We start from the raw sequence: 22,896 nt of genomic DNA on the forward strand, positions 1-22,896 counted from the left end.
CACCATGCCTGCCATCGACGAGATCAACGGCCGCATCGTCTACTACCGTCCGCCGCCCCCTCCGCCTCCCCCGCCAACCCCCGCGCAGAAACAAGCCGCAGCCGACGCAAAGACCAAGACCGACGCGGCCATCCAGACAGCCAATACGGCGGTCAACGACTACATCAACAACGGCGACGACTCCACGGCCGCGCAGGACAAGCTCGACAAGCCGCTTTCGGACGTCATCAACTCGGTGCAGAACGAGTTGCGCCGGCAGGCCGACGAAGCGCCCGGCGGCGGCGAAAAGAAAGCCATTGAAGACGCGGCGGACGCCATCAAGAAACGCGATCCCGATGCCAAATGGCTCGACAAGATCGTCGACGACGCAAAAGACGCGGTTGAGAAGCAAGACCTGAGCCAGCGAACCGCATCGGAAGCGCGCGACGGCGTGCTTGATGCCCAGGACAAGCTGCAGGACGCGCAAGACATCAAGGTCACAAACCGGAGTATTGCTGAAGACAAGCAGGACTCGATCAACGCGGCCCAGGCCAACCTGAACCAGGCCATCGAGGACTTCAAGACTGCCCTTGGCCGCGAGCTTTCCACCTACGAGAACTTCGGCTCGGGCGACAACCTGCAGGCCGCCAATGACGCCACCGATGCGCTGGCAAAAGCCCACCCAGATTGGGACGACGGCAGCCTTGCCCTTGCCAGGAACATCGCCACGGCCGATGCAATCCAGTACCAGATCAACCACATCAACCCGAACGACCCAACGCTGTCTGCCCAGGACAAGGCACTCGCCACCGACGACCCGGTGCAGTTTGCGTGCGTGCAGCTTGCGCGGCCGCATGCCAATGACAAGAACGCCGAGCAGATCTACGAGCAGATCGGCGCAGCCAGCTACGACGTGCGCGTGAACTTCACCAAGGACCAGGTCGCAGCCAAGATGAAGGCGGGCGATGCTCAGGGCGCGCTGAAGATCCTGTCGACCAACATGAACGACGTGTCGGTCACCAGTGCCGACCCCGACGCGCGCGACCATCTGTATCAGGTGGCCGGCGCGCCCTTCTTCAACGCGCACAGCGACTACTTCAACAAGCAGATCAGCGACCTCACCCAGGTCTACAAGTACAACCCAGACGACCCGGACGCCAATCGCAAGATGGCCGACAGCACCGTCAAATACGACGCCGTCGGCAAATGGATGAAGGACCTCGCCAAGGTGGCGCCACCCGAGGTGGCAAGCAACCTGCTGACCACCGTAGAAGATCGCTTCAACGACAACGGCCACTGGTTCCAGAGCAACGCCGGCGCCGACACGTCTGGACTCGTGCCCCACGGCTCGGACTTTTATGGCGGCTTGAGTCTGACGGCTGCCGTGGCCGATTCGCCGCGCTTCGCCAGCGACCAGTCGAGCACCGACCACGCCCAGCAGGTTGCCAACTGGCTGACCACCAACTCCAACGCCAAATCGTTCCTCTACAGCATGCAGACCTCCGGCTCGGGGGGGAGCATGCCGTCGTGGGTGCCGGTGCAGAACGCCGTAGGCGACGGCAACGGCGCCACCGTCACCGATGCGCTCATCCAGCAGCACGGCAAGGACTTGCCCAACGTCGACATGCTGCAACGCGCCTTCGACCGCGGCAACGAGAAGGTCCAGCAAAAGCAGGCAGAGGCTGACTACAAGACGTTCCAGTCCGACCAGAATGCGGGGCTGAAGAACATCTTCGGGCAGATGTCCAAGGCCACCTTTGGAAAGGACACACCGCTTTACAACGACAAGGCGCAGACCTTCAGCGGACCCGATTCCGACACGCAGCTCAAGAACTACATCGGCGGCGCGCTGATGATCCAGGCCGACAACGCTGGCGCGCAGAGCAGCGGCGCCACCGGCACCGCGTGGTTCACCGGCGGCAACAGCACCAAGGTCATCAACGAGGTCAACAAGACGATCCACGAGGCGGGCGGAGACAACCCGACCGTGAAGGCCATTCCCATCGCCTATGTGGACAAGAGCGCGGGCGTGATGCCGACGGCGTTGTTCGAAGTGGCCGACAAGAATGGGGGTAAGCCTCACTACATCGACGATCGCGGTTGGGACTACAGCAGTCTGGATGATTACCGCCACAACAACGCCCTGTCTGACGGCGGCACGATCTACGTGCCGAAGAATCTTGCCGGCACGGTCTCGCTCGACAGCAATGGCATTCCGGACGTCGATCACTTCAGTGCACATATCACCACGACGGGGCAGAAGATCCGGCACGTTGTGGACATCGTGGCCGGTGTAGCCACGGCGGTGGGCGGCGTAATCCTGTCAGTCGGCACGTTTGGCGGCGCAGCACCCATTGGCGGTGCCTTGGTTGCGGTCGGCACGGGATGGATCGTGGGCGAATCGATCGATCACCTCGACACACTGGCCGATCACGGCCGCTCGTGGTCGCCGCTGAACCCCGAAGCGACGAATGACTGGCTGGCCATCGTCACCTCTGCTGCGGGCGAGTACAGCCTTGCGGGCAAGGGCCTGGTCGCCGTATCGGACGTGGCCAATGCATCGAGGCTCTTCAAGATCACGCGCTCGGCGTCGGACCTCGTGGCTGGCGGCGGCGGCATGATCATGACGGGCGCGCAGGTCAAGGACCTGCTGATGTACGGCGACCGGATGTCAGGCTCGCAGAAGGCCGAATCCATCATGTTCCTGGGCCTCGGCCTCGGCCAGGTGGGTGCAACGCGCATGCTCGAACGCGTTGGACTGTCACAAGGCACGGAACGCGTCGGCCTGCTCAACGCACTGAAGAACAACGCCGGCCGCTACAAGCCCACCGAGGTGGTGCCCGAGCCCACCACGGTGGCTGCCAATGACCCAGCCAGTGCGGGCCGGCCGACCACCGACCCGACCACCGAGCCAGTGATCACGCAAGCCGGCGGCAAGACAGCGGAGCCTGCCGGCACCACCGCTGGCAACGATGGGAAAGACGGCACGACGGGCAAGCCCGGCACGGACCCGACCGCCCCGATCGACCCGGTCACAGGCAAGCCCAAAACCGCCGGAGACCCCGTCACTGAACCAGGCAAAACGGGTACATCGGGCGACGAAAGCAATCCGACCAAGCCGGGGCCCGCGCGCCCCTCGCGGCCGCTGCCGGGTGCCCTGGACGACCTCGCCAACCCGGAAATTACGCTCACCAGCTTTACCGACACACAAAAGGCTCTGGACGCCGGCACGCAGAATGCACTGTCGCAGCATGCCGATCTGCTGCTCGATGCCGAGAACTACCGCACCGACGGCACAACCAATGGCCGCCACCCGCACGGCATTGGCGTGCGCAGGCTGGCCGCCAAGCTGGCCGAGATGAGCGACGAGCAGCGGCGCCTCATCCTGAACAAGGCCGAGTTCGCGCACGACACCGCCAACATCAAAGACCCCGTGCGCATGAGCTGGCGCCAGCGCATGCAGCTCTATCGCGGCAAGTCGTCGGTATTCGGCCGCACGGCAGATCGGATCATGTCGCCGGTGGACCGCATCCAGGCGCTTTTCGTGGATCGCGGCATACGCAAGTTCTTCGTCAAGGGCGGCACGGAAGACGCCGCCGCCGCGCTGAAAGACACCCAGCGCATTCTGCTGGTGACGGGCTTCACCGTCGGGCGAGACCCGGTCTCGGGCCGTGCCCTGCCCGAAACGGACGGCCCCGTCGGCACCGCTGAAATGGCGGCCAAGCTCGCGCTGGCCGGCCGCAACATGACCATCGCAACCGATTCGGCCAACATGCCGGTCGTGCAGTCGGTGCTGGCGAGCCTCGATGGCGGGCATCTCGTCAAGCTGGAGCCGTTCGATGCCAAGCGCGGGCAGCCCGCTCGCGATGCCGCAAACGAACTGCTTGACCGCGTGCAGCCCGATGCAGTCGTCGCCATTGAACTGCCGGCCCGAAATGCCGACGGCGACTACCTCAACATGCGCGGCATCTCCGTGGCGGAGGTGAATGCCCCGAAGGATCAGATCGTGCTTGAGGCCAACAAGCGCACGGGGATTGTCACGGTAGGAGTGGGCGACGGCGGTAACGAGGCCGGCATGGGCAGCCTGCGCAGCAATATCCCACCCGTCACGCTCGCCGATAACACCACGATCGATTTCGCATCGACGGTGCCGGTGAAGTATCCCGTGACTGCGTGGAACTCCAACTTTGGCGCACAGGCCATCCTGGCCAACATGCTGCACCAGATGGGCCGCATGGACCTCATGACCACGCCGGAGGAACTACACGCAGCCATCAAGGCTTCAGTGGATGCAGGAGCGGTGGACGGTGTCAGCCGCAAGAGCGAAGCCAGCGTCGACGGTTTCCCCTCACAGGTGCATCAGGGCATGCTCGTGCTGCTGCGCAATGCCATGAACCACATGCCTGACGGCAAGACGTTTGACGAGGCCACGCCCAACGAGCCCTTCACCGTTGCGGCCTTCGACTCCAGCAACGGCGGACTGATCGCGGCCAAGAACATGCTGGCCATCATCAAGGCCGAAACGGGTGAAGACTTGCAGATGGTGCCGGTGGTGGACCACGCCAACGCGCCGTATGGCCCCAAGAGCCCGGACACGCTCATCCGTCTTGTCGGCAATGGGCTGCAGACCGCACAGCGTCTGAAGGCCGCCATGGTGGCCATGGCGTGCAACACGGCGTGCACGGCGTTCCCGAAGGCGCTGGACAACGTTGATGTGCCTGTCATCAACCTGATTGACGTGACGTCGCGCGCCATGGTCGAACACGGCGGGGACCGCCCTGCCGTCCTTGCCACGGCGGGCACCGTCAAGAGCGAGGCATACCAGAACACGGTCGCTGAGCTGTCCGATGGTCGGATCACCCCGCAAGCCGTTGCCGCCCACAAGTTCGCGGATTTCGTCAACGACCTGAAGCACAAGAGCGATGACCCAAAGGTGAAGGAAGAGCTGCAAGACGCCTCGGACGCATACGTCAACGAACTCCACCCGGAGACCACGTCGCTGTGGCTATGTTGCACGCACTACCCGGCGATGAAGGATTTCCTCGTGACCTCGCTGCTCAAGCGCGGCATGGATATTCCGGTGATCGATCCGATGGAGTACCAGGCCAGGGCGCTGCTCAATGAAATCGGGAAGAGCGATTGGCACACGCCAAGCGCGGCGTATTCCACCGATCCGTACGTCGTCACCTCGGGCAAGACGGGCCCGGTGAGCGAATCGGCGCAGAACCTGATGGAGCGGCCCAACGTGCCCGTGCAGCGGGTGCGCAGGTTCGGCCCCGGCAAGACGCTGGATGGCGCCATTCCGCCGAACCCCCGCATGGAGCCCACGCCCATCAGCAACGCCGTGATGGCGCTGTTCAACCCGGACATGGCGCGCATTGAAAATCCTAACGGAGTCGGCAACGCCGCCGCTGCGCTGCAGGGCAGCAACCGCATCCTGGTGCTGGCCGGGTCGCGCAACGCGCATGGCGCGGTGGATACCGACGGCATTGCCGGCGCCGCCGTGTTCGGCCATGACTTGCAGGCGGCGGGCAAGCAGGTCGTCTACGTGGTGCCGCACGAAGCGGTACCGGCACTCGATGCCGCCTTGCAGGCGCGCGGGGCCGCCGTCAACGACTACAGCATCGTCCCGTTCAACGCGGAGCCCGGCGAGCAGGCGCGCACAACGGCGCAAGATCTCATCGATCAGGCGTCGCCCGACACGATCGTCTCCATCAACGTGCACGGCCGCAATAGTGAGAACCGCTACGTCGATCAGAACGGCAACGACGTCACTGACCAGACCGTCCCGCTGGACGAGGTGGCCATTGCCGGCTGGAAGACCGACGGCGTGACGACCATCGGTGTCGGCTCGCGCGGGCATGAAGCCGGCATGGGCAACACGCGCCGCACGGCCCCGCAGGTGACCCTGCCCGATGGCACGGTGGTGGACCCGCGTTCAGTGGTGCCGGCGGACCACTATGTGAGTGCATCGAACTCCAACTGGGGCGCGCACGGCCTGGCGGCTTCGGTGCTGGAAGCCGCCGGCCGCACGGATCTGCTGACGACTCATCAGCAGCATATGGACGCGCTGAACGCCACCGCCAGCGCCGGCGCGGTCGATGGCGCGACGGGCCAGGCCACCGGCACCGTCGGCGGGCACGACAGCAACACCTACCAGACCGTCGTGCAGATGATCAACCTGGCGGCAGGCAAGAAGCCCGACGTGCCGCCACCCACGCCCGCAAGCGCGACAGGGCCGAAGGGGCCGGGAGGCCCGCAGCCCACCGGCAGCAAGACCACTGAGCCCACCACCCCGGCCATCAAGACCGGCGAAGCCGGCGACGATGGCAACGGCACCCCGCCCACCGAGCCCGACAGCGCCGCCAGCGCCGGCGAACCCAAGCGCAAGCCGTGGATCCGCTGGATCTTCGCGGGCTCGCTCACGGGGGCGTTCTCCACGGCTGCGAGTTCCGCCACGCTCACCGGAAGCGCCGCGACGCACGCGGTATTTGATCCGTCCGTCACCAGCCCGCTGTCGTTCATGTATCGGGGCGGCATCGCAGCGCTGCGTGCCAACAAGACGCGCGCCGTGTCTGACCAGGTCAGCAAGTTGGGCACTGAAGATTCAGACTCGGCACTGGCCTGGCTCAAGACCAACATGTCGGATCACGGGCGCCGCTGGGGCGTGACAAAGGGCGACCGGAAAACCATCGCTGACGCAGTCGCGCGTTTCCAGGACAACCCGGATGCGCTCACTGCAGCGCTGTCCAAGGTCGACGATCCCAAAGCCAAGGACGACCCCGATGTCCAGGCACTGATGGCGCTCAAGGGGGCGCCGGGCAAGCTGCTTTCGCCCAAGAGCCCCGTAGGGCGCGCGAACGACACGCTGCAACTGCTGACACTTGCGCTCAATAACGGCAACACGGCTTACTGGTTTGCCACGCATGGAGCGCACCTGAACACGCCATCGTTCTGGAGCAATGCGCTGTTCCTGAGCGCCAACCTGGCGCTGTCCAGCCGCAACTTTGCCGGCCGCCTGGGCGCTACATTCAACGACAAGGCGACCAACACGAGCCCGTGGCTGAATCGCGCGCAGGCATTCACGATGTCGCTGTACACGGTCGGTTCGGTGCCCCTGGCGATGAACGACGCGCTCATGCACACCAACAGCCCGGCCATGGGTGCCACCAAGGCAGCACTGGACCTGGCATTCGGCGCAGGCGCCCTGCGCATTGCCGGCGACCTGATGCCCAAGGTCGGCCAACGGCTGCCGAGCAACGCCATGCTGCCCGGCGGCGTGATCCTGGGTGTGGCGGCGGTCACGCGCTTCGGCATCGAATTGTTCGTGCCCAATCAGGCGGCCAAGCCGGCCGTCGCTCAAGTGCAGGCCAACGGCAACGGGCAGGATCAGAACGACCAGCCCATTGCCGCGTTCCCGCTGCCCGACATGCAGGGCGTAAGCGGTGATCTGCTGCGCGCCAATGCGCCGCACGCGTTGCCATCGATCGGCACAGGCACCTCGCGGCAGTACGCGATCGTTGGCCCAGGCGGCACGCTCTGGCAATTGAGCGCCACCGATGCCGCCAAGCTGCTTGGCACCACGGGCCCGGCATCCGACGCTCGCACGGCTGCCGCGCTCGACAAGCTGGCACCGATGAACAGCCAGTTCGACTGGGCAGCGCTGGATGGCAATCCATATACGCAAGGCGCAACGGGACAGGACCCGGATCTCGTCGTCCCGGGTGACATCGTGCGGATCGGATAACGGGGAAAGCGGGTAACGATCGGCGGGCGCAGCAGTCAGGCGCTTGCCGTTCTTTTTTTGCGCTCCCTTACGCGCTCAGGAGGTGGACGACACGTACGGATTACCCACTGCATCCGCGCCTTCAGCCCAGCGCAGCAGCGCCGCCACATCGCGGAACAGCGTGCGGTCAATGGTGGTATCCATCGGCACGGTGTCGTGCAGGCGCTCCGCCAGACCGGCGTTGGCTGCGGTCGGCACGAGGTGGTATTCGGCCATCTGCCGGATGCGCTGGACAGATTCGCCGCTGCCCTTGGCGATCACCATCGGCAACGTGCCATCGCCGGGGTAATACAGCGCCACCGCATGCCGCGCGCTGAACACGATGGCGGTAGCAATGCGCATGCGATCTTCCAGCGCGCTGTATTGCACCTCCAATGCAAGCTGGCGGCGGCGCCCCACGATGTGCGGATCGCCTTGCAGCTCGCGGTGCTCACGGCGCAGTTCTTCGGTAGACATGCGGTTCTTCTTGAAGAACTCGAAACGCACGTGCCAGTAGTCCAGCGCGGCCATCAGCACGTACACCACCGCCGCCCAGCCGAACAGCAGAAGAATCATGTGCGCGACCACGGCCAGGATGGTCGCCGGCCGCCCGTAGCCCGCCTGCAGCGGCAACGCCAACGACGCGCGAATCACCACGAACAGCGTCAACGCCAGGCAAGCCACCTTGAACAGCATGATGGCCAGGCCGATCAGGTTGCGCACGGAGAACATGCGCTGGATGCCCTCCCCAGGATTGAGCCGTGACATTTGCGGCGTCAGGCGTTTGGGCGCGAACATGCCGCCCACCTGGGCAAACGCACCCAGCACAGCCAGCACGGTCACCAGCACCAGGACGGCTGCGCTCAACAGGATCCACTCCGCCCCCGCCGATACCAACGCCTGCCGCACCGCCGCGGCTGGGTCGCGCGCCTGCGCCACGGCGCTCACGTTCTGTATCAGCAGGCCGCGCATGCGTTCGAGCAACCACGGCCCGCCTTGCCACAACAGCACGAGCATCCCGATAAAGACCAGCGCGCTCGTCACGTCCGTGCTGCGGACGACTTCGCCTTCGCGCCGTGCGTCCTCCAGACGGCGCTGTGTGGGCTTGTGCTGTTTCTCGCTCATGCGCCGGGGCTGTGCAGCAGCGCGCGCAACAGCCAGACCATCTCGCCATTGCCGGCCAGGAAGGTGCGCATCGATTCGAAGACAAAGCCGAGGAACAGCACCATCATCAGCACGGCCAGCAGGCTCTTTACCGGCTGAGCAAACAGGAACACGTTCAACTGCGGCACCGAGCGGTTGATCAGCCCGATGCCCAGCTCCGCCACCACCAGCACGATGATCACGGGTGCGGCCAGCTTGAGCGTCCAGCCGAGCACGCTATCGGCTTCGTGCACCGCAAACTGCTCCAGCGCAACCGATGCGCTTGGCAACATGCGCTCGATCGGCCAGAGCTTGTACGACTCGAAGAACGCGCCAAGCATCACATGCAGGCCGCCGCCTGTGACGAACAACGTGACAGCCATGAAGCCGAGAAAACTGGCGGTCGGCCCGCTCTCATGTCCGGCCACCGGGTCAAAGAAGGATGCGTTGCCCGAGCCGGTCTGAAAGTCGATCAGGTGGCCGATGTTCTCGATGGCCCACAGCAGCGCGCCAAACGCCATGCCGAGCAGCACGCCGATCAGCGCTTCCTTGAGCGCCAGCGCCATCCACAGGCCGCCGCCCTGCACGTTCATCGCCGCGCCTGCCATGGACGGTGCCACGAACACCGCCAGGATGGCGATGAACCCACTGCGCACCATGCCCGTCACCACCCGCCCGCTGAACACGGGCACGATGAACATGATGGGCAGCAGACGCGGCAGCACCAGCAGCGCCTGCCGGAACAAGCCTTCCATGGAGTGCGGATCGAACCCTTGCATCGGCTCAGGCGGTGATCTTCTGGCTGACAAGCTGGCGCGCGAGCTGGGCTTCAAGCGCGGCGTCTTCTTCCTGCCATTCCGCCGCGCGGCGCTGGGCGGCCGCCACGCGCTGCTTGGCGCGGTCGACGGCTTCACACTTGGCGTTCGCGCGGGCCACATGCCGCTGGGCGCGTGCCTGCGCCACCTGCTCGGCCGCCAGCGCCGTGCCGGTCTGCGTTGATTCGACGTGCGCATTGACGATGGCACGATCCAGCGCCAGCCGCGCGGCATTGGCGCCGCACAGCAGCGCGACGGCGCTGCGCGCATCCTCACGCACGGCCTGTTCAATGGCAGCGTCGTGCGCAGAGCGCGCCGATACCGTTTGCTGCAACCCTTGCTGCGCCGCCGCGTTCTGCGCGGCTGCCTGGGCCAACAGGGCAGCCTGCTTCTGCGCACGTGCCATGGCGCCGAGCTTGCGCGCCTCGCGCACGCGGGCGAGCTGACGCAGCACGTCACTCATAGCGCCCCCACCACGGCTTCAAGGTCGGCCACGGTGCGCTCCAGCTTCACGCGCGTATCGGCGTCTTGCTCAAAGAAGCGGGCGAGCGCGGCATGGGCGCGCAATGCGGTATCGCCCAGGGCATCGCTGCCTTCGCGGTATTCGCCAATCTGCACGAGCAATTCGATCTCCTGGTATTTGGCCAGCAGCTCGCGCACGCGTTGCGCGGCGGCACGGTGCGCAGGCGTGGTCACCTGCGGCATCACACGGCTAATGCTGGCCAGCAAATCAATAGCCGGATAGCGTCCCGCCAGCGCCTGCTTGCGCGATAGCACGATGTGCCCGTCGACGATGGAGCGCACCTCTTCGGCAATCGGATCGCTCTCTTCATCGCCCTCCACCAGCACGGTGTAGAAGGCGGTGATGACACCATGCGCCCCCGCGCCCGCCCGCTCCAGCAATTGCGGCAATACCGAGAACGTGGAGGGCGGAAAACTCCGCCGCGTCGGCGGCTCGCCGCTCGCCAGCCCGACCTCGCGCTGCGCCCGCGCAAACCGCGTGAGTGAATCCACCAGCAGCAGCACGTTCTTGCCGCGATCACGGAAGTATTCGGCCACGGCGGTGGCCACCAGCGCGCACTTCACGCGCTCCATGGCCGGCCGGTCAGACGTAGATACCACCAGCACCGTCTTGCGCCGCGTCGCCTCCGGCAGGCACAGCTCCAGAAATTCACGCACTTCGCGCCCGCGCTCGCCAATCAGTGCGATGACGTTGACGTCGCTCTGCGCGCCGCGCGCGATCATGCCCAGCAGCGTGCTCTTGCCCACGCCCGACGGCGCAAAGATGCCCAGCCGCTGGCCAATGCCCACTGTCAGCATGGCGTCGATGGCGCGCACCCCGGTTGAGAGCGCCGCGTCGATGCGGCGGCGTGACAACGGGCTAGGCGGCTCTGCATGCGTTGAAACACGCTCCTTGGTGAACAGCGGCCCGCCGTCATCCATGGGCGCACCCAGCCCATCGAGCACGCGGCCAAGCAACGCATCGCCCACGCCAAAGCGATGCGCGCTGCCAGAGGGAATCACCTCCGTGGCGGCCGACAAGCCGTGCACGCTGCCCAGCGGCGTCAGCAAAGTGGACTGCCGCTCGAAACCAACGACTTCCGCATAGACGCTGCGCTCGCCAGGCGTGCGCAGTTCGCACACCTCGCCCAACCGCGCCTGGATGCCCGATGCATTGAGCATGAGCCCGACCGCACGGTGAATGCGCCCGCGCATCTGGACGCCCGCAGCCATCCCGTCGGTGCGCTCCAGCACGTCGCGCAGGCTACGTTCCAGATCGCCCGCGTCAATGATGTGGCTGACAGCGGGCTCGGTCATGCTTCGCCTCCCACCAGGGCGGCGTGCAGCGCTGCCAGTTGCGTGTCGATGCCGGCTTCGACCACGCCGGATGCGGTCTCCACCACCAGCGCCTCTTCCGAGAGGCTGGCGTCGGGCACCACGCGCACGCGGCGGGTACCGTCGGTCATGGTGCCCAGCACACGCTCCAGATCCGCCACCTGCTGCGGGGCGATACGCACCGTCAGCACGGGTTCGTGTTCGACCAGTGTTTCGATGCGCGCGAAGGCCTTGGCATAGATCGCCTCGCGCGGCAGATCGGCCGCCAGCTCGCGCACGGTGCGTGTGACGAGTTCGGCCATCAGCTGCTTCATGGCCGCCAAGGCCCGCGCGTTGGCAAGCGCATCGGCATACAGCCGCGTGGCGGCTTCGCGTTCGCCCTTTTCATAGCCTTCGTCGTAGCCGGCCTTGAGTTGTTGCTCGCGTTGCGCCTCGGCGTCTTCCAGCAGGCGCTCGCGTTCTTCCTGGGCGCTGCCGAGGATGCTCGTGGCATCGAGCAGCGCCGCATACTCGTGCTGCTTGAGCACCTTGCGCTCGCTCAGGATATGCAGCTTGTCGGTGGTAATCAGAAAAGCCAGTCCCATGCCGGCACCTGTTCAGGAATCAAGCTCAGCCGCAACAACTCGCCCAGTTCTGCGCGTTGCGTGCGGCCTAGCAAATACGGCGGTCGATCGGCGTCGGCCGCGTTGCGCGGGAACTTCAACGCCAGCCGACGGATGACGGCCGGGCCAAACGGCACCAGAAAATCAGTCAGCAACCGGCGCCCGCGGGCGCGCAGCGTTTCCACCGCCAGGCGCGGGTACTGGCGCTGCGCCTGCAAGGTCTCGGCAACGGCCTCGAAGGCCGGCATGCGTTCCAATGCAAATGCCACAAGCGGCGCGCCGAACGCGAGGTCGATGGCCTGCCGGGTCTTGCGCGAGACTTCGCCCTCGCGTAGCCATTGGCGATGCAGGCAAAGGCCGCAGCACATGGCCATGCGCTCCAGCGCATCGGCGGGCAACAGGGCGATGCGCTTTTCCACGGCGGCAAAGTCGTAGTCCCATTCGCCCTGCAACTGATGGGCTTGGAGCAGCGCCCGCGCCAGCACGGCGCGCCCTGCCTCGCCATAACGGGCTGGGTCGCGCAGCGCAAGCGGCCAATCCGCCGGCAGCCACGACGCGTCGATATAGCGATCCGGCCGCAGGTTGAACGTGGCAACTAGCCCTGCCAGGCGCGCATCGTTGGTCATGACGCCCGCTCCGGCCGACGTCCGCTGAGGTTGTCGAACGCGCCACGTCGCCATGCCACGAGACCTGTTACAACGAGTGCCGCGATGATCAGCAAGCCGAGCAGCCACACCAGCGGGTTGCGCGTGCTGAATGTGCCGAGCAACGCCGCGCCCTTTCGCACGTCCACCGGCACCGGCTGGGCGCCCTGCAGGAACAGCGATACGTTGTCGTAGCTCAGCCCTTCAATGCTGTGCGCGACGAGGTCTTTCACCATCGGCGCCATGGCGGTGAGGTTCACGCCGGGCCGGTAGCGGATGTACACCGCAGCGGAGGCTGGCTTGGCCTTGTCGGCCAGCGGATCGTTCTCGGGAATCACGACATGCACGTGCGCGAGCATCACGCCATCCACATCGAGCAGCGTGCGCGACAGCTCCTGCGAGACGCCGTAGATGTAGCGAACGCGCTCTTCAGCAGGCGTGGCCACCAGCCCCTGTTTCTGGAACACCTGGCCGAGTGACGCCAGGCGCGGGCGCGGCAGGCCCTGCGCACGCAGTACCGCCAGCGAAGGACCCATGTCGGCCTGGTCGACGGTAAGCGTCCAGGTGCGGCCCTCCTGGCCCTGGCCGTCCTGCACGAGCTTCTGCCCGCTGATGCCAGCCGCCGACAGCGCGGACACCATCTCGTTGACCTCGACCTCCGACAGGCCGGTGTACAGCTCCTGCTCGCACCCGGCCAGGCCGAAGAGGCAGGCAAGCGCCATCAGCACACCCAGCAATCGGTTCATGTCAGCCTTCCTGGTTTTTCAGCAGCGAGTGGCTCACGCCGTTGGCGGCCTGCGCAAAGCTCATGTCCATCTGGTACTCGGCCAGCGTCATCGAGGCGAAGTAGCTGAAGTCGGCCAGCTTCACCATCGTCATGGTCACGTCCATGCTGTCGAGCGAATCGAGCATCTCCTGCCGCTTGCTGTTGATGCTGGTGTAGCGCTCGTTGAGGTCGTGGCCGTAGTCGCGCCACTGGCCCATCGCACCGTCGGCGCCGGGCCCGCGCGTGAACGAGAACGACACATCCGGCACCGGCGATGGCGTTGCGTGGGAGGCCATCGGAATGGGTTGTGCCGGCAGCGTGGCCGGCTGCACCGTCGTGGTGGCAACCGGGCGCATCATGCCGCCAAACTGCTGGGCGTCGGTGGGCATGGCGGCTTGCGTAGCCGGAGTGCCGATGCCCTGCTCGACCTGCCCCGGGCCCTGGGCCGCATACGCCGCGGGGTTCACCTGCGCGGCCTGGCTGGCGCCGGCAGCACCGCCGGCTTGGGCCTGTGCAGCTTGAGTCGCGGCAACGGCCGCAATCGCATTTGCTTCGATCGACATCGTGCCCTCCTGAATTCGATGAAGCGGCGGCAGGCCGCGCCCGCCGCCGCTGGGGTTGCGCGTCAGCTCGCGCGCGCGCCGTCGCGGACGGCACCGGCTGCCGAAGCCGCCGTATTGCTCAGCGATTGGGCCGCGCCGATGATGCCGCTGGCGGCGGCGCCCTTGGCTGCGGCGGCCTGCACTGCCGTGGCGATCTTCAGTTGGTCTTCGCCGGACTGGTTGATGCTGCCGATGGCGCCGTCAACGCCGGTGGTGGGTGTACCTGCCATGGTGCTCTCCTGGATGTCAGTCAAAAAGGTCAAAAGGGTCAAAAGGAACTACCAACTGCACTGCCAACTGCTTGCGGCGGAAGCCGACCTCGCATCTGCCGGCCACCTCCGTACGACACACCGGGCGCATAGGAGAAAGGGGATCCGCTGCGCTACGGTGTTTGCGGCTGGATCGGCCACGTGACCGATTGCCCGCCGCGGTCGAGCACCACACCATCTGAAGCGATGCTCTTCACCTGGAGGCCGCCCTTGAGGTGGGCGCCCTCGAAATACAACTGGCCGTCGCGCGTCTGCACAAAGCGCGTACCGTCTTCGTCTTCATATGTGCTCACGATGGCGGGCAGGCCGTCGGCGCGCGGCGTTTCCGCCACGACGTTCGGCGGCGGCGGGCCATCCCACGCCACGCGGTCAACCACCTCGACGGCGGGCTTGGCGTCGCGCGCGTAGTTGCGGATGCGCTGCCATGCCTGTGCGCGATCGGCCGTGCCGCTCACCACGATGCGGCCGTGCCCGTCGTAGGCCACGTTCAGCGCGGCCGTGCCGCTTGTGCCGCCCGCGCTGAAGTACTGCTGCGCAGCGGCCAGCAGGTCGCTCACCACGTACACCTCGCCGATCGACACATCGGACAATCCGCGCGCGCGGCTCAGCAGCGCCTGGTGGTCGGCCTCGGTCGGCACGTAGCCGGACACGCGCGACGTGCCGTCTGACGCGGGCGTCACCACAATCTCCGCCGGGTCACCCAACGCGTGACGGACCTGCGCTGCACGCGCCGCAGGGTCGCGGCCCCACAGCGACCAGCCGTCATGCCCGGCAAACGCGACCACGCCGCCGGCCAGCAGCACCGCAAGCCACAGGCCGATGCCGGCAACCAGCCACGTTCGCCCGCGCCCCGCCTTGGTGGACACCCGCGACAGCCACACCGCTGCGGCCAGCGGCAGCCACGACGGCACGCGCTCTGCCAGCACCGCAGCACCCGCACCTTCCACCGCGGCGGCCGGCATGCGGATCGTTCCGACCTTTTCGATGCCGACACGGATGTCGCCCATGGCAATCACATCGCCCGGCACCACGCTGCGGCGCGTCTGGCCGAATGGCTGGCCGTTGAGCGTTGGCTCGGCATCGTCCAGCCGGCGTGCAGAGACGGCAATGCCGCCCACCTCGAACATCAGCTCGCGCGCGGCGACACTGCTGTCGGGCACGATGATTTCGCAGTTGGGCGCCGAGCCGACCACGTTGGCGCCCATCCGCAGCGGCATCGATCTGCCGTATAGCGGGCCGCTCAGGAAGCACAGCTTCCAGGGCGATTTATCCGAGTGCGGCGAGGGTTGTGAGGCTGGCTGGTTCATGCAGTCGTGAAACAGGCGGCGTGGGCAAGGTGCCGACACTGGCCGGCGGCTGGTTGGGTGCCGGCGTGTTGGGCAACGGGCCCGGTTTCCAATCGGTTGATCCCGGCACCGGCATGCCAACGCCCGGAATCGACACGGCGGGCACGTCGTTCGGGTTGGTGCTGGCGGCGGTCAGGACGCGCGGGGTCAGCAGATAGAAGCGCTCCATGTGCTGGCCGGTCTTATTGGTGTACTTGAACAGGTTGCCGATGAAGGGCACGTCCGAGAGGAACGGAATGCCCGACTTGGTGTTGTTCAGGCTGTCGGAGTTGAAACCGGCAATCAGCAGGCTTTTGCCCTCTTCGATCATCGCCTTGGTGACGATGGAGCGCTCCTGCACGACCGGCAGCTGCGAGACGCGGTCGTTGGTCAGGTTTCCGTCGTCAATGTCGATCGACATCATCACGCTCATCTGGCCGGCCTCGTTGACGATGAGCGGCGTGACCTTCACGCTCGTGCCCGTCGTGATGCCGTACAGCGATGCATCCTGAAAGCCCGACACCGGCACATAGAAGTGGATGAGGTTTTCAAGAATCGCCTCGGTATTGTCCAGCGCCAGCACCTTCGGCTTGGCTTGCAGTTGTGCATTGCCGCTCTGCGTGAGCGCATTGATGCGCGCCAGCAGGTAGTTGCGCAGACTGCCGCCAATCGATGCGGTGAGCGCCATGCCGATCGGCGTGGTGGCGCCGGTCTGGCCGTCTTCGGTGGTGCCGAGGTTGAACGTGAGCGGCGGATTGTTGCCGTTGCCGGATTGGAAATCGCCGTGCGTGGTGTGCAGACGCCAGTCGACGCCCAGGCTATCGAGCGAATCGGTGCTGATGTCGATGATCGTGAGGTTGATCTCCACCAGCCGCGGCTTGGTATCGAGCGAGGCAATCAGGCGCTCGTACTGCGCCATGTGCTCGGGCACGTCGCGGATGAGCACGGCGTTGATGCCGGCGTCGGCCTCGATGCGCGGCAGGTCAGGCGGTGCACCGCCGCCCGATGCTGCGGGCGCCTGCGCGCCGTAGCCGGAATCGCCCTGCGCGCCTGCCAGCGGAATCTCGATGCGCGGCACGTTGATGCTGTCACCGGAACTGAGCTTCATCTGCCGCGTCGGCCCAGTCAGCCGCATGGCGCGCGTGGGCGACATGCCGGGGCTGCTTGCACCGGGGTTGGGCGCGCCCAGCAGGCGACGCATCATGGTGGCAATGCCGGGAATCGTCACGGGCTTGCCAGACCGATTGATCTCCACATCGCCCGCCCATGCGTACTTGAGCGGGAATGCGCGAATCTCAGCGCGATCCGCACCGCGCGACGGATCGGCAATCGATGCAATGGCCTGGCGCACCAGTTCCACATAGCGCTTCGGGCCAGACGCGTAGACGGTGTTTTCCTTGTCGCTCACAACCAGCGGAAAGCGCTGATCGGTGATCTGCATGGCGCGCAGGATCTGCGCAAGCTCCGGGCCGCTGCCCTTCGGAATCGGGAAGACCTGCGTCTGTGAATCATCTGCACGGTCCACGTAGATGAGCGAACCGTCGTAGTACCACGTGAGCCCGTAGGTGGCGCATACGGTATTGAGCGTGCTGGCCGGCGGGCCAGAGAACTTGCCGTTGATGGTGCCTTCCACCTTCGGGTCGACGACCGCCGTCACGCCTTGGGATGCCGCCAGCTCGCGGATGAAATCGCCCACCTTCTTGCCTTCGGCCACCAGTGTGTACGACCGGTTGCGCCAGCGCAGCTCGGCCGCCTGCACCAGGGCCGCCGTCGTCAGCAGCCATAGGCACGCTGCAGATGCACTCCACCGCAGGAATCGATAGCGTTTGTTCACGCGTGTTCTCGCTCGGTTATGTTGTTGTTTGTTCGGCGCCATCTCGCGATCCCCCCGCTAGAAAGGCGCCACACCGCCGTAAAACACCTGATCGAGTGCCATGCGGGCAAAACGCAGCACTTCGCGTCCGCCCCACCCCGCCAGCACCACGATGGTCACCATCACAGCAATCAGCCGCACCGACAGGCCGATGCTCTGATCCTGGATCTGCGTCACTGCCTGCGCGATGGCAATCAGCAACGCCGATACCGTCGCCACCGCCACCACGGGCAACGAGACCAGCAGCACCAGAAGCAAGCCCTGGCGCGTGGCTTCGAGAATGGTGGCGCTCATGTTCATGGGCCAGTCTCCTTGTGCGGTCCGTGCGTTCTGTGTGTTCAGGCGGGGTTGGTCACCCAGCCCACGGTGTTGAGTTCGATCGCTTCGTCGATCTCCTGGTACGACAGCACCGGCAGATCGCCAAACACCGGCTGCAGCATCGTCTTGACGTAGCGCCGGCAGTTGAGCGACACCATCACCGCCAGCGGCCGGCCATGGCGGTCTTTCTCCAGCGGGCGTGTGCCGCCAAGGATCTTCACCACCTGGTCGGTAATCGCCTGCTTCGCGTCTCGCGTGAGGCTCAGCACGCTGCCCTGCTTGGTGTGCACGACGGCCTGCTCGATGCGTTCCTGCAAGGACTGCTCGAACAGCACCACATCGAGCACCCGGCTGGTGCCGCAGAACTGCTCGGTGATCTGGCGGTGCAAATCCACGCGCACCAGCTCCACCAGGCCGATCACATCTTCGGGCTCTTTGGGCGACCACGTGATCAGGCTCTCGAAAATGGCGCGGAGGTTGCGGATCGACACGCCCTCCTGCACCAGCCGGCGCAGCACTTCCGTAATGCGCTGCGGAGGCACCAGGCGCGTGAGTTCAGCCACCAGCTCGCCATGTTCGCGGCGCATGATCTGGATCAGGTTCTGTGTTTCCTGAATGCCGATGAGTGACGCAGCGTTGCGCTCGATGAGCGTTTCGACTTCTGCAGCCAGGCGGTCTTCGGCGGGCACGGCACCGTCTGAAATCGCATCGCGCTCCGGCAGCGTGCCTTCGGCGGCCAGCACGTCCTGCACAAGCAGCGCGTAACCGTGGGCGGGCAACGCCGCATCCCAGGTCAGTTGCACGCGTGGGAACACCGCGCCGAGCCTGCGCTGCACGCGCGATTTGGCTTCGGCCAGGCGGGTCTGCAAGGCAACGAGTTCGATCTTGCCGCGCAGGTCTTCCGACAGGCGCACCGCAATGGGCGCCGCAATGCCTTCTGCCGGCGAGCCAGCTTCGGGTTCGGCCAATCGCCGGGCATCGGGGCCGAGCACAAGCAGATCGAGCGGCGGAGTTTGCCGGCGCTGGCGCATGCGGAGGAACGCGGCGGCCGCGGTGCCGATCGCCAGTAGCAGGAACGACCATTTCGGAAACCCAGGCACCAGCAGGAACGCCAGCAGCACCCCGCTGGCCATCAGCATGCCGCGCGGGTGCGCGGTGATCTGCGCGCCGATCTGCTGGCCAAGGTGGCGGGCCTCTCGGTCACGCGTCGCCACGCGGGTGGTGACAATGCCTGCGGCAATCGACACCAGCAGCGACGGAATCTGCGAGGCCATGCCGTCGCCAACCGTCAGGATCGCGTAACGGTGCAGCGCATCGCCGATCGACATGCCGTGCATCAACGCGCCCACGGCAATGCCGGCCAGGATGTTGATGACGGCGATGATGATGCCGGCAATGGCGTCGCCCTTGACGAACTTCATCGCGCCGTCCATCGCGCCGTGCAGTTGCGATTCCTGCTCCAGCGCCTCGCGGCGGCGCTTGGCCTCATCCGACGTGATGATGCCGGCGCGCAGGTCCGCATCGATGCTCATCTGCTTGCCCGGCATCGCGTCGAGTGAAAACCGCGCGCCGACCTCGGCCACGCGCTCCGAGCCCTTGGCGATCACGATGAACTGCACCACCGCGATCACCAGGAAGACCACGCCGCCCACGACGAAGTTGTTGCCGACCACCAGTTTTCCGAACGTGTCGATCACGTGGCCCGCGTTGGCCTGCAGCAGGATCAGCTTGCACGAGGCGATGTTCAGCGACAGGCGAAACAGCGTCGTGAACAGCAGCACCGCCGGAAACGACGAGAACGCAAGCGCCGACGGCAGATAGATCGACACGCACAGCAACACGATGCTTGCGGCCAGATTGAGCGAGATCAGCCCATCGAGCACAACGGTGGGCAGGGGCAGAACGAAGAGCGCGACCACCGCCACCACGAACACGGCAATCGCGATGTCGTAATTCACCAGCCGCGCCCAGCGCATGCCGGAGAGCGGAACATCCAACGCTGCAGCAAGATTCCGAGGCTTTGCCATGGAGCGCCTTTGGGCCCGTTTTGGACTGTTGGGACTGTTTTGGGCCGCGTGGGCCCACGAATCTCCGTAGAAGACAGGCGCTGTTGAGCCCCCGCTTCTCTTGCGAAAGTGTAGAAGTGAGGGGCCTGTCCGCTCAACGCTGAAACTCGTAGTCGAGCGGTCAATCTCTGACGAAGTTTCGGGGTCGACTACGCTTTTCGGTAGTTCATCGTGGTGTGTGCACGCCACTACAGTGAGTGCATTCACTTGCCACGCGAGAGGCCACGGTTGACTGCTTCGAATGTGGGTGCCGGCGATGTCCGCGCGCCGATCCTGTTTGGCGAAGAACACATCGTGGTCGATGCCGAATCGATCCGCCTGGGTGCGATGGCGCGCGCCGAGTCCTTCTCTGAAACCGCCCAGGATCTGCGGGCCGCGCACGGTGCGCAGGAACGGCAATTGCTGCTGCGCGCCGTTTTGCGCAGCATCGGCTTCGACTGGCTCTGCTACTACCGGCTGACACGCATTGGTGAATCGATTACGCGCGTGCTGTACTTCCGTGCGTATTCCCCGCCGAACTGGCCCAAGCGCTACATCGAAGAGCGCTACTTTGAAGTCGACCCGCGCCTGGCCTTTGCGCTGCGCCACGAATGGCCCCTCGTGTGGGACCTGGCCGACCTGGGCGCCACGCTTACCGCGCCGGCGGATGCGGACCGCCTGCACCGCCTGCTGCAAGACGCGGAACGCTCCGGCCTGCGCAGCGGCATCAGCTTCGGCGTCGTCAGCCCACGCAGCCTGGAACACAGCGTCATCTGCTTTGGATCGGGCAATAACGCCAAGGGCTGGATTGCCGATAACGTGGTCGGCCAAGCCTATGCCGTGGGGCTGGGCCTGCATGAATTTCTCATGCAGCACGCCAAGCCATTGCATGAAGACACGCATGCGCGTGCGCTCACGCAGGTGCAACGGCAGATTCTGGAATTCATCACCAGCGGGTTGTCGGACAAGGCGATTGCCGAGCAGCTCAACATGTCGCCGCACAACGTCGACTATCACCTGCGTCAGCTCAAGAAGAAATACGGTGCACAGAACCGCGTGCAGCTGGCCTATATGGCCGGCCGCATGTTCATGACATGAATACGCTCGACGCCCGCATGCTCTCCGCTGTGGACCAGACACTGGCGCGTGCGCTGTCGCGCCTGTATCTGGCGCGCGCGGCACTACCGTTTTCCGTAGGGAACATGCCCTACGAAGCGCGTTGCGAAGCGCATGCCGTGCAGGCTGCGGCACAGGCCTACCGCTTCACGTTGGGCGATGCCCCAGGCTGGCTGCTGCTCGATGCCGCCGCTGAACGTGCATGGCTGGCCGACGCCGCAGATGCGCACGTGCCGCAAGCCCTGCGCTGCGCCGTGCTGGCCGACGCTCTGGCATCGCTCACTCGGGCCATCGAGCAACGCAGCGGAGGCGCGCTTATGTGGTTGCCAGAGACCGCCTCGCCCGACGTACGGCTGGACCGGCCAGACGTCCTGCAGATGATGATCACCCGCCGCGATGACGAATCCGTCGGAGACGGTGCCGCGCCGTGGCTGGCGCGCGCCGGTCTGCTGTTCGACGCGCCGCAGGTGCTAGCCGAACTGTGCCCGCCGGAGTTGGCCGCGGAGCCCATTCCGCTGGCCGCGTTCATGGGCACGCAGGTGCCGCTGCGCTTCGAGCTGGGCGCCACTTTTCTGTCGCGCCGCGACTTTGCCAGCATTGCGCTGGGCGACATCGTGCGCATCGAAAAATGGCTGCCCGCAGGCAATGCGCTGCGCTGCGTGGCCCGCGTGCGGGGCCAACTGCACCTGCGTGTTTTCGGGCAAGTGCAAGGCAACCGCATCGTCGTGGAAACCGTAGAGGAAAAGCCGATGACAACAGAGAACCCAGTCCCCAATACCGCTGCATCCGGCACGGAACCCTCCGCGCGCCCGCTTCCCACCGACAGCCTGGACGACATCGAACTGGTCACTACTTTCGAGCTGGAAGAGCGGCGGCTGTCATTGGCCGAACTGCGTGCGTTACGGCCCGGCACGGTCATGGAGCTGGCGCAGCCGCTCAATCAGGCTGTCATCCGCATCCTGGCCAATGGCATGCCGGTTGGCGAAGGCCACCTGATTGCGGTCGGCAACCGGCTCGGTGTGCGCGTGTCGCGCTTCATCGGTCAGGCGGCACCGGGGCAGGCATAACTAACGCCCCTCCCTCAACAAGAACAACGCATCGACACACTCGACACACCCAATGGGAAACCTGCCCAATCCCGTAGCGATGATTGCCGTGGTGGCGGCGCTGGGCATCGCGCCCTTTGCCGCGCTCATGGTCACGAGCTACACCAAGCTGGTGGTGGTGTTTGGCCTGCTGCGCTCGGCGCTGGGCATTCAGCAGGTACCGCCCAACATCGTGCTCAACGGCATCGCGCTGATCCTGACGGTGTTCATCATGGCGCCGGTCGGCATGGACATGGTCGACAACCTGCGCGGGCGCAACTTCAACCTGAGCAGCCAGATGAGCGTGGATGACGTGATCGCCATCCTCGATGCCGCGCAGCCGCCGGTGAAGAAATTCCTGGAGACCCATACGCTGGAATCGGAGCGCAACTTCTTCGTCAAATCCGCCACGAGCATCTGGCCCAAGGAGCGCGCCGCCGGCCTCAAGAACGACGACCTGACGGTGCTCGTGCCGAGTTTCACCCTCACCGAACTGATCAAGGCGTTCCAGGTGGGCTTCGTGCTCTACATCATCTTCGTGGTGGTCGACTTGGTGGTGGCCAACCTGTTGCTGGCCTTAGGCATGCAGATGATTGCGCCGACCACCATCTCGGTGCCGTTCAAGCTGCTGCTGTTCGTGATGCTCGATGGCTGGTCGGTCCTGGTGCACGGGCTCGTGCTGTCTTATCGATAGAGGTGGCGACCATGCGTGT

17 protein-coding genes are annotated in these 22,896 nt (G+C 65.5%); 4 read left to right on the plus strand and 13 right to left on the minus strand.

The features are described 5' to 3' along the window. The first annotated feature begins 4 nt into the window (after nt 1–4). A complete protein-coding gene (locus BM136_RS25685; RefSeq protein WP_092971964.1) occupies nt 5–7,726 on the plus strand; it encodes a glutamate cyclase domain-containing protein in 7,722 nt (2,573 codons plus the stop codon). A gap of 75 nt (nt 7,727–7,801) precedes the next feature. Here the strand turns inward: BM136_RS25685 and BM136_RS11500 are convergent, their stop codons facing one another. The 13 genes from BM136_RS11500 to BM136_RS11560 form a co-directional block, all read right to left on the minus strand. Next, nucleotides 7,802–8,869 (minus strand): EscU/YscU/HrcU family type III secretion system export apparatus switch protein, encoded by a 1,068-nt coding sequence (locus BM136_RS11500; protein ID WP_092971965.1) that lies wholly within the window; start codon nt 8,867–8,869, stop codon nt 7,802–7,804. After that, on the minus strand, nt 8,866–9,642 hold the full coding sequence (gene sctT, locus BM136_RS11505; protein ID WP_254775666.1) for a type III secretion system export apparatus subunit SctT: 777 nt from the start codon (nt 9,640–9,642) through the stop codon (nt 8,866–8,868). The genes BM136_RS11500 and sctT overlap by 4 nt, the downstream gene beginning before the upstream one ends. Nucleotides 9,643–9,670: 28 nt before the next feature. Continuing rightward, entirely contained in the window at nt 9,671–10,165 is a 495-nt protein-coding gene (locus BM136_RS11510) for a hypothetical protein (protein ID WP_092971967.1), read from the minus strand. Beyond that, nucleotides 10,162–11,520, minus strand: coding sequence for a FliI/YscN family ATPase (locus tag BM136_RS11515; protein WP_092971968.1), 1,359 nt, complete (start codon nt 11,518–11,520; stop codon nt 10,162–10,164). The genes BM136_RS11510 and BM136_RS11515 overlap by 4 nt, the downstream gene beginning before the upstream one ends. Then, nucleotides 11,517–12,122, minus strand: coding sequence for a type III secretion system stator protein SctL (gene sctL / locus BM136_RS11520; protein WP_092971969.1), 606 nt, complete (start codon nt 12,120–12,122; stop codon nt 11,517–11,519). The genes BM136_RS11515 and sctL overlap by 4 nt, the downstream gene beginning before the upstream one ends. Further along, the gene (locus BM136_RS11525; RefSeq protein WP_175537118.1) at nt 12,104–12,766 is read right to left on the minus strand and encodes a SctK family type III secretion system sorting platform protein; all 663 of its coding nucleotides are present in this window, start codon (nt 12,764–12,766) and stop codon (nt 12,104–12,106) included. The genes sctL and BM136_RS11525 overlap by 19 nt, the downstream gene beginning before the upstream one ends. Next, nucleotides 12,763–13,530 carry a type III secretion system inner membrane ring lipoprotein SctJ gene (gene sctJ / locus BM136_RS11530; protein ID WP_092971971.1) on the minus strand — a complete coding sequence of 256 codons (768 nt, stop codon included), beginning with the start codon at nt 13,528–13,530 and terminating at the stop codon, nt 12,763–12,765. Before sctJ ends, BM136_RS11525 begins: the two co-directional genes overlap by 4 nt. Nucleotide 13,531: 1 nt before the next feature. Continuing rightward, nucleotides 13,532–14,113: a hypothetical protein gene (locus BM136_RS11535; protein WP_024978641.1), complete on the minus strand. Its 582-nt coding sequence runs from the start codon at nt 14,111–14,113 to the stop codon at nt 13,532–13,534. A gap of 62 nt (nt 14,114–14,175) precedes the next feature. Next, nucleotides 14,176–14,382 carry a hypothetical protein gene (locus BM136_RS11540; protein WP_092971972.1) on the minus strand — a complete coding sequence of 69 codons (207 nt, stop codon included), beginning with the start codon at nt 14,380–14,382 and terminating at the stop codon, nt 14,176–14,178. Nucleotides 14,383–14,534: 152 nt separating this feature from the next. Further along, nucleotides 14,535–15,728, minus strand: a complete 1,194-nt coding sequence (locus tag BM136_RS25690) for an FHA domain-containing protein (protein WP_092971973.1) — start codon at nt 15,726–15,728, stop codon at nt 14,535–14,537. After that, nucleotides 15,688–17,559 carry a type III secretion system outer membrane ring subunit SctC gene (gene sctC, locus BM136_RS11550; protein ID WP_254775676.1) on the minus strand — a complete coding sequence of 624 codons (1,872 nt, stop codon included), beginning with the start codon at nt 17,557–17,559 and terminating at the stop codon, nt 15,688–15,690. The genes BM136_RS25690 and sctC overlap by 41 nt, the downstream gene beginning before the upstream one ends. Nucleotides 17,560–17,637: 78 nt before the next feature. Beyond that, complete coding sequence (gene sctS, locus BM136_RS11555; protein ID WP_024978637.1) at nt 17,638–17,913, minus strand: type III secretion system export apparatus subunit SctS; 276 nt, start codon at nt 17,911–17,913, stop codon at nt 17,638–17,640. Between the two features lie 44 nt (nt 17,914–17,957). Further along, a complete protein-coding gene (locus BM136_RS11560; RefSeq protein ID WP_254775677.1) occupies nt 17,958–19,913 on the minus strand; it encodes an FHIPEP family type III secretion protein in 1,956 nt (651 codons plus the stop codon). A gap of 318 nt (nt 19,914–20,231) precedes the next feature. Here BM136_RS11560 and BM136_RS11565 point away from each other — a divergent pair, with 318 nt between their 5' ends. Genes BM136_RS11565 through sctR form a run of 3 tightly spaced genes read left to right on the plus strand, consistent with a single transcriptional unit; the run spans nt 20,232 to nt 22,877 of the window. After that, a complete protein-coding gene (locus tag BM136_RS11565) occupies nt 20,232–21,080 on the plus strand; it encodes a helix-turn-helix transcriptional regulator (RefSeq protein ID WP_092971976.1) in 849 nt (282 codons plus the stop codon). Then, nucleotides 21,077–22,165 (plus strand): type III secretion system cytoplasmic ring protein SctQ, encoded by a 1,089-nt coding sequence (gene sctQ, locus BM136_RS11570; RefSeq protein WP_092971977.1) that lies wholly within the window; start codon nt 21,077–21,079, stop codon nt 22,163–22,165. The genes BM136_RS11565 and sctQ overlap by 4 nt, the downstream gene beginning before the upstream one ends. 52 nt (nt 22,166–22,217) lie before the next feature. After that, on the plus strand, nt 22,218–22,877 hold the full coding sequence (gene sctR / locus BM136_RS11575; protein ID WP_092971978.1) for a type III secretion system export apparatus subunit SctR: 660 nt from the start codon (nt 22,218–22,220) through the stop codon (nt 22,875–22,877). Nucleotides 22,878–22,896 lie beyond the last annotated feature (19 nt).

The organism is Ralstonia sp. NFACC01 (assembly GCF_900115545.1).
Classification (GTDB): domain Bacteria; phylum Pseudomonadota; class Gammaproteobacteria; order Burkholderiales; family Burkholderiaceae; genus Ralstonia; species Ralstonia mojiangensis.

Excerpts from the sequence above, each read along its gene's own strand:
- sctR (WP_092971978.1), top strand. The coding sequence starts at position 22,218 with ATGGGAAACCTGCCCAATCCCGTAGCGATGATTGCCGTGGTGGCGGCG.
- BM136_RS11515 (WP_092971968.1), bottom strand. The coding sequence starts at position 11,520 with ATGACCGAGCCCGCTGTCAGCCACATCATTGACGCGGGCGATCTGGAA.
- BM136_RS11535 (WP_024978641.1), bottom strand. The coding sequence starts at position 14,113 with ATGTCGATCGAAGCAAATGCGATTGCGGCCGTTGCCGCGACTCAAGCT.
- BM136_RS25690 (WP_092971973.1), bottom strand. The coding sequence starts at position 15,728 with ATGAACCAGCCAGCCTCACAACCCTCGCCGCACTCGGATAAATCGCCC.
- BM136_RS11510 (WP_092971967.1), bottom strand. The coding sequence starts at position 10,165 with ATGAGTGACGTGCTGCGTCAGCTCGCCCGCGTGCGCGAGGCGCGCAAG.
- sctT (WP_254775666.1), bottom strand. The coding sequence starts at position 9,642 with ATGGAAGGCTTGTTCCGGCAGGCGCTGCTGGTGCTGCCGCGTCTGCTG.
- BM136_RS25685 (WP_092971964.1), top strand. The coding sequence starts at position 5 with ATGCCTGCCATCGACGAGATCAACGGCCGCATCGTCTACTACCGTCCG.
- sctL (WP_092971969.1), bottom strand. The coding sequence starts at position 12,122 with ATGGGACTGGCTTTTCTGATTACCACCGACAAGCTGCATATCCTGAGC.
- BM136_RS11540 (WP_092971972.1), bottom strand. The coding sequence starts at position 14,382 with ATGGCAGGTACACCCACCACCGGCGTTGACGGCGCCATCGGCAGCATC.
- sctJ (WP_092971971.1), bottom strand. The coding sequence starts at position 13,530 with ATGAACCGATTGCTGGGTGTGCTGATGGCGCTTGCCTGCCTCTTCGGC.
- sctS (WP_024978637.1), bottom strand. The coding sequence starts at position 17,913 with ATGAGCGCCACCATTCTCGAAGCCACGCGCCAGGGCTTGCTTCTGGTG.
- BM136_RS11500 (WP_092971965.1), bottom strand. The coding sequence starts at position 8,869 with ATGAGCGAGAAACAGCACAAGCCCACACAGCGCCGTCTGGAGGACGCA.
- sctQ (WP_092971977.1), top strand. The coding sequence starts at position 21,077 with ATGAATACGCTCGACGCCCGCATGCTCTCCGCTGTGGACCAGACACTG.
- BM136_RS11525 (WP_175537118.1), bottom strand. The coding sequence starts at position 12,766 with ATGACCAACGATGCGCGCCTGGCAGGGCTAGTTGCCACGTTCAACCTG.
- BM136_RS11560 (WP_254775677.1), bottom strand. The coding sequence starts at position 19,913 with ATGCGCTGGGCGCGGCTGGTGAATTACGACATCGCGATTGCCGTGTTC.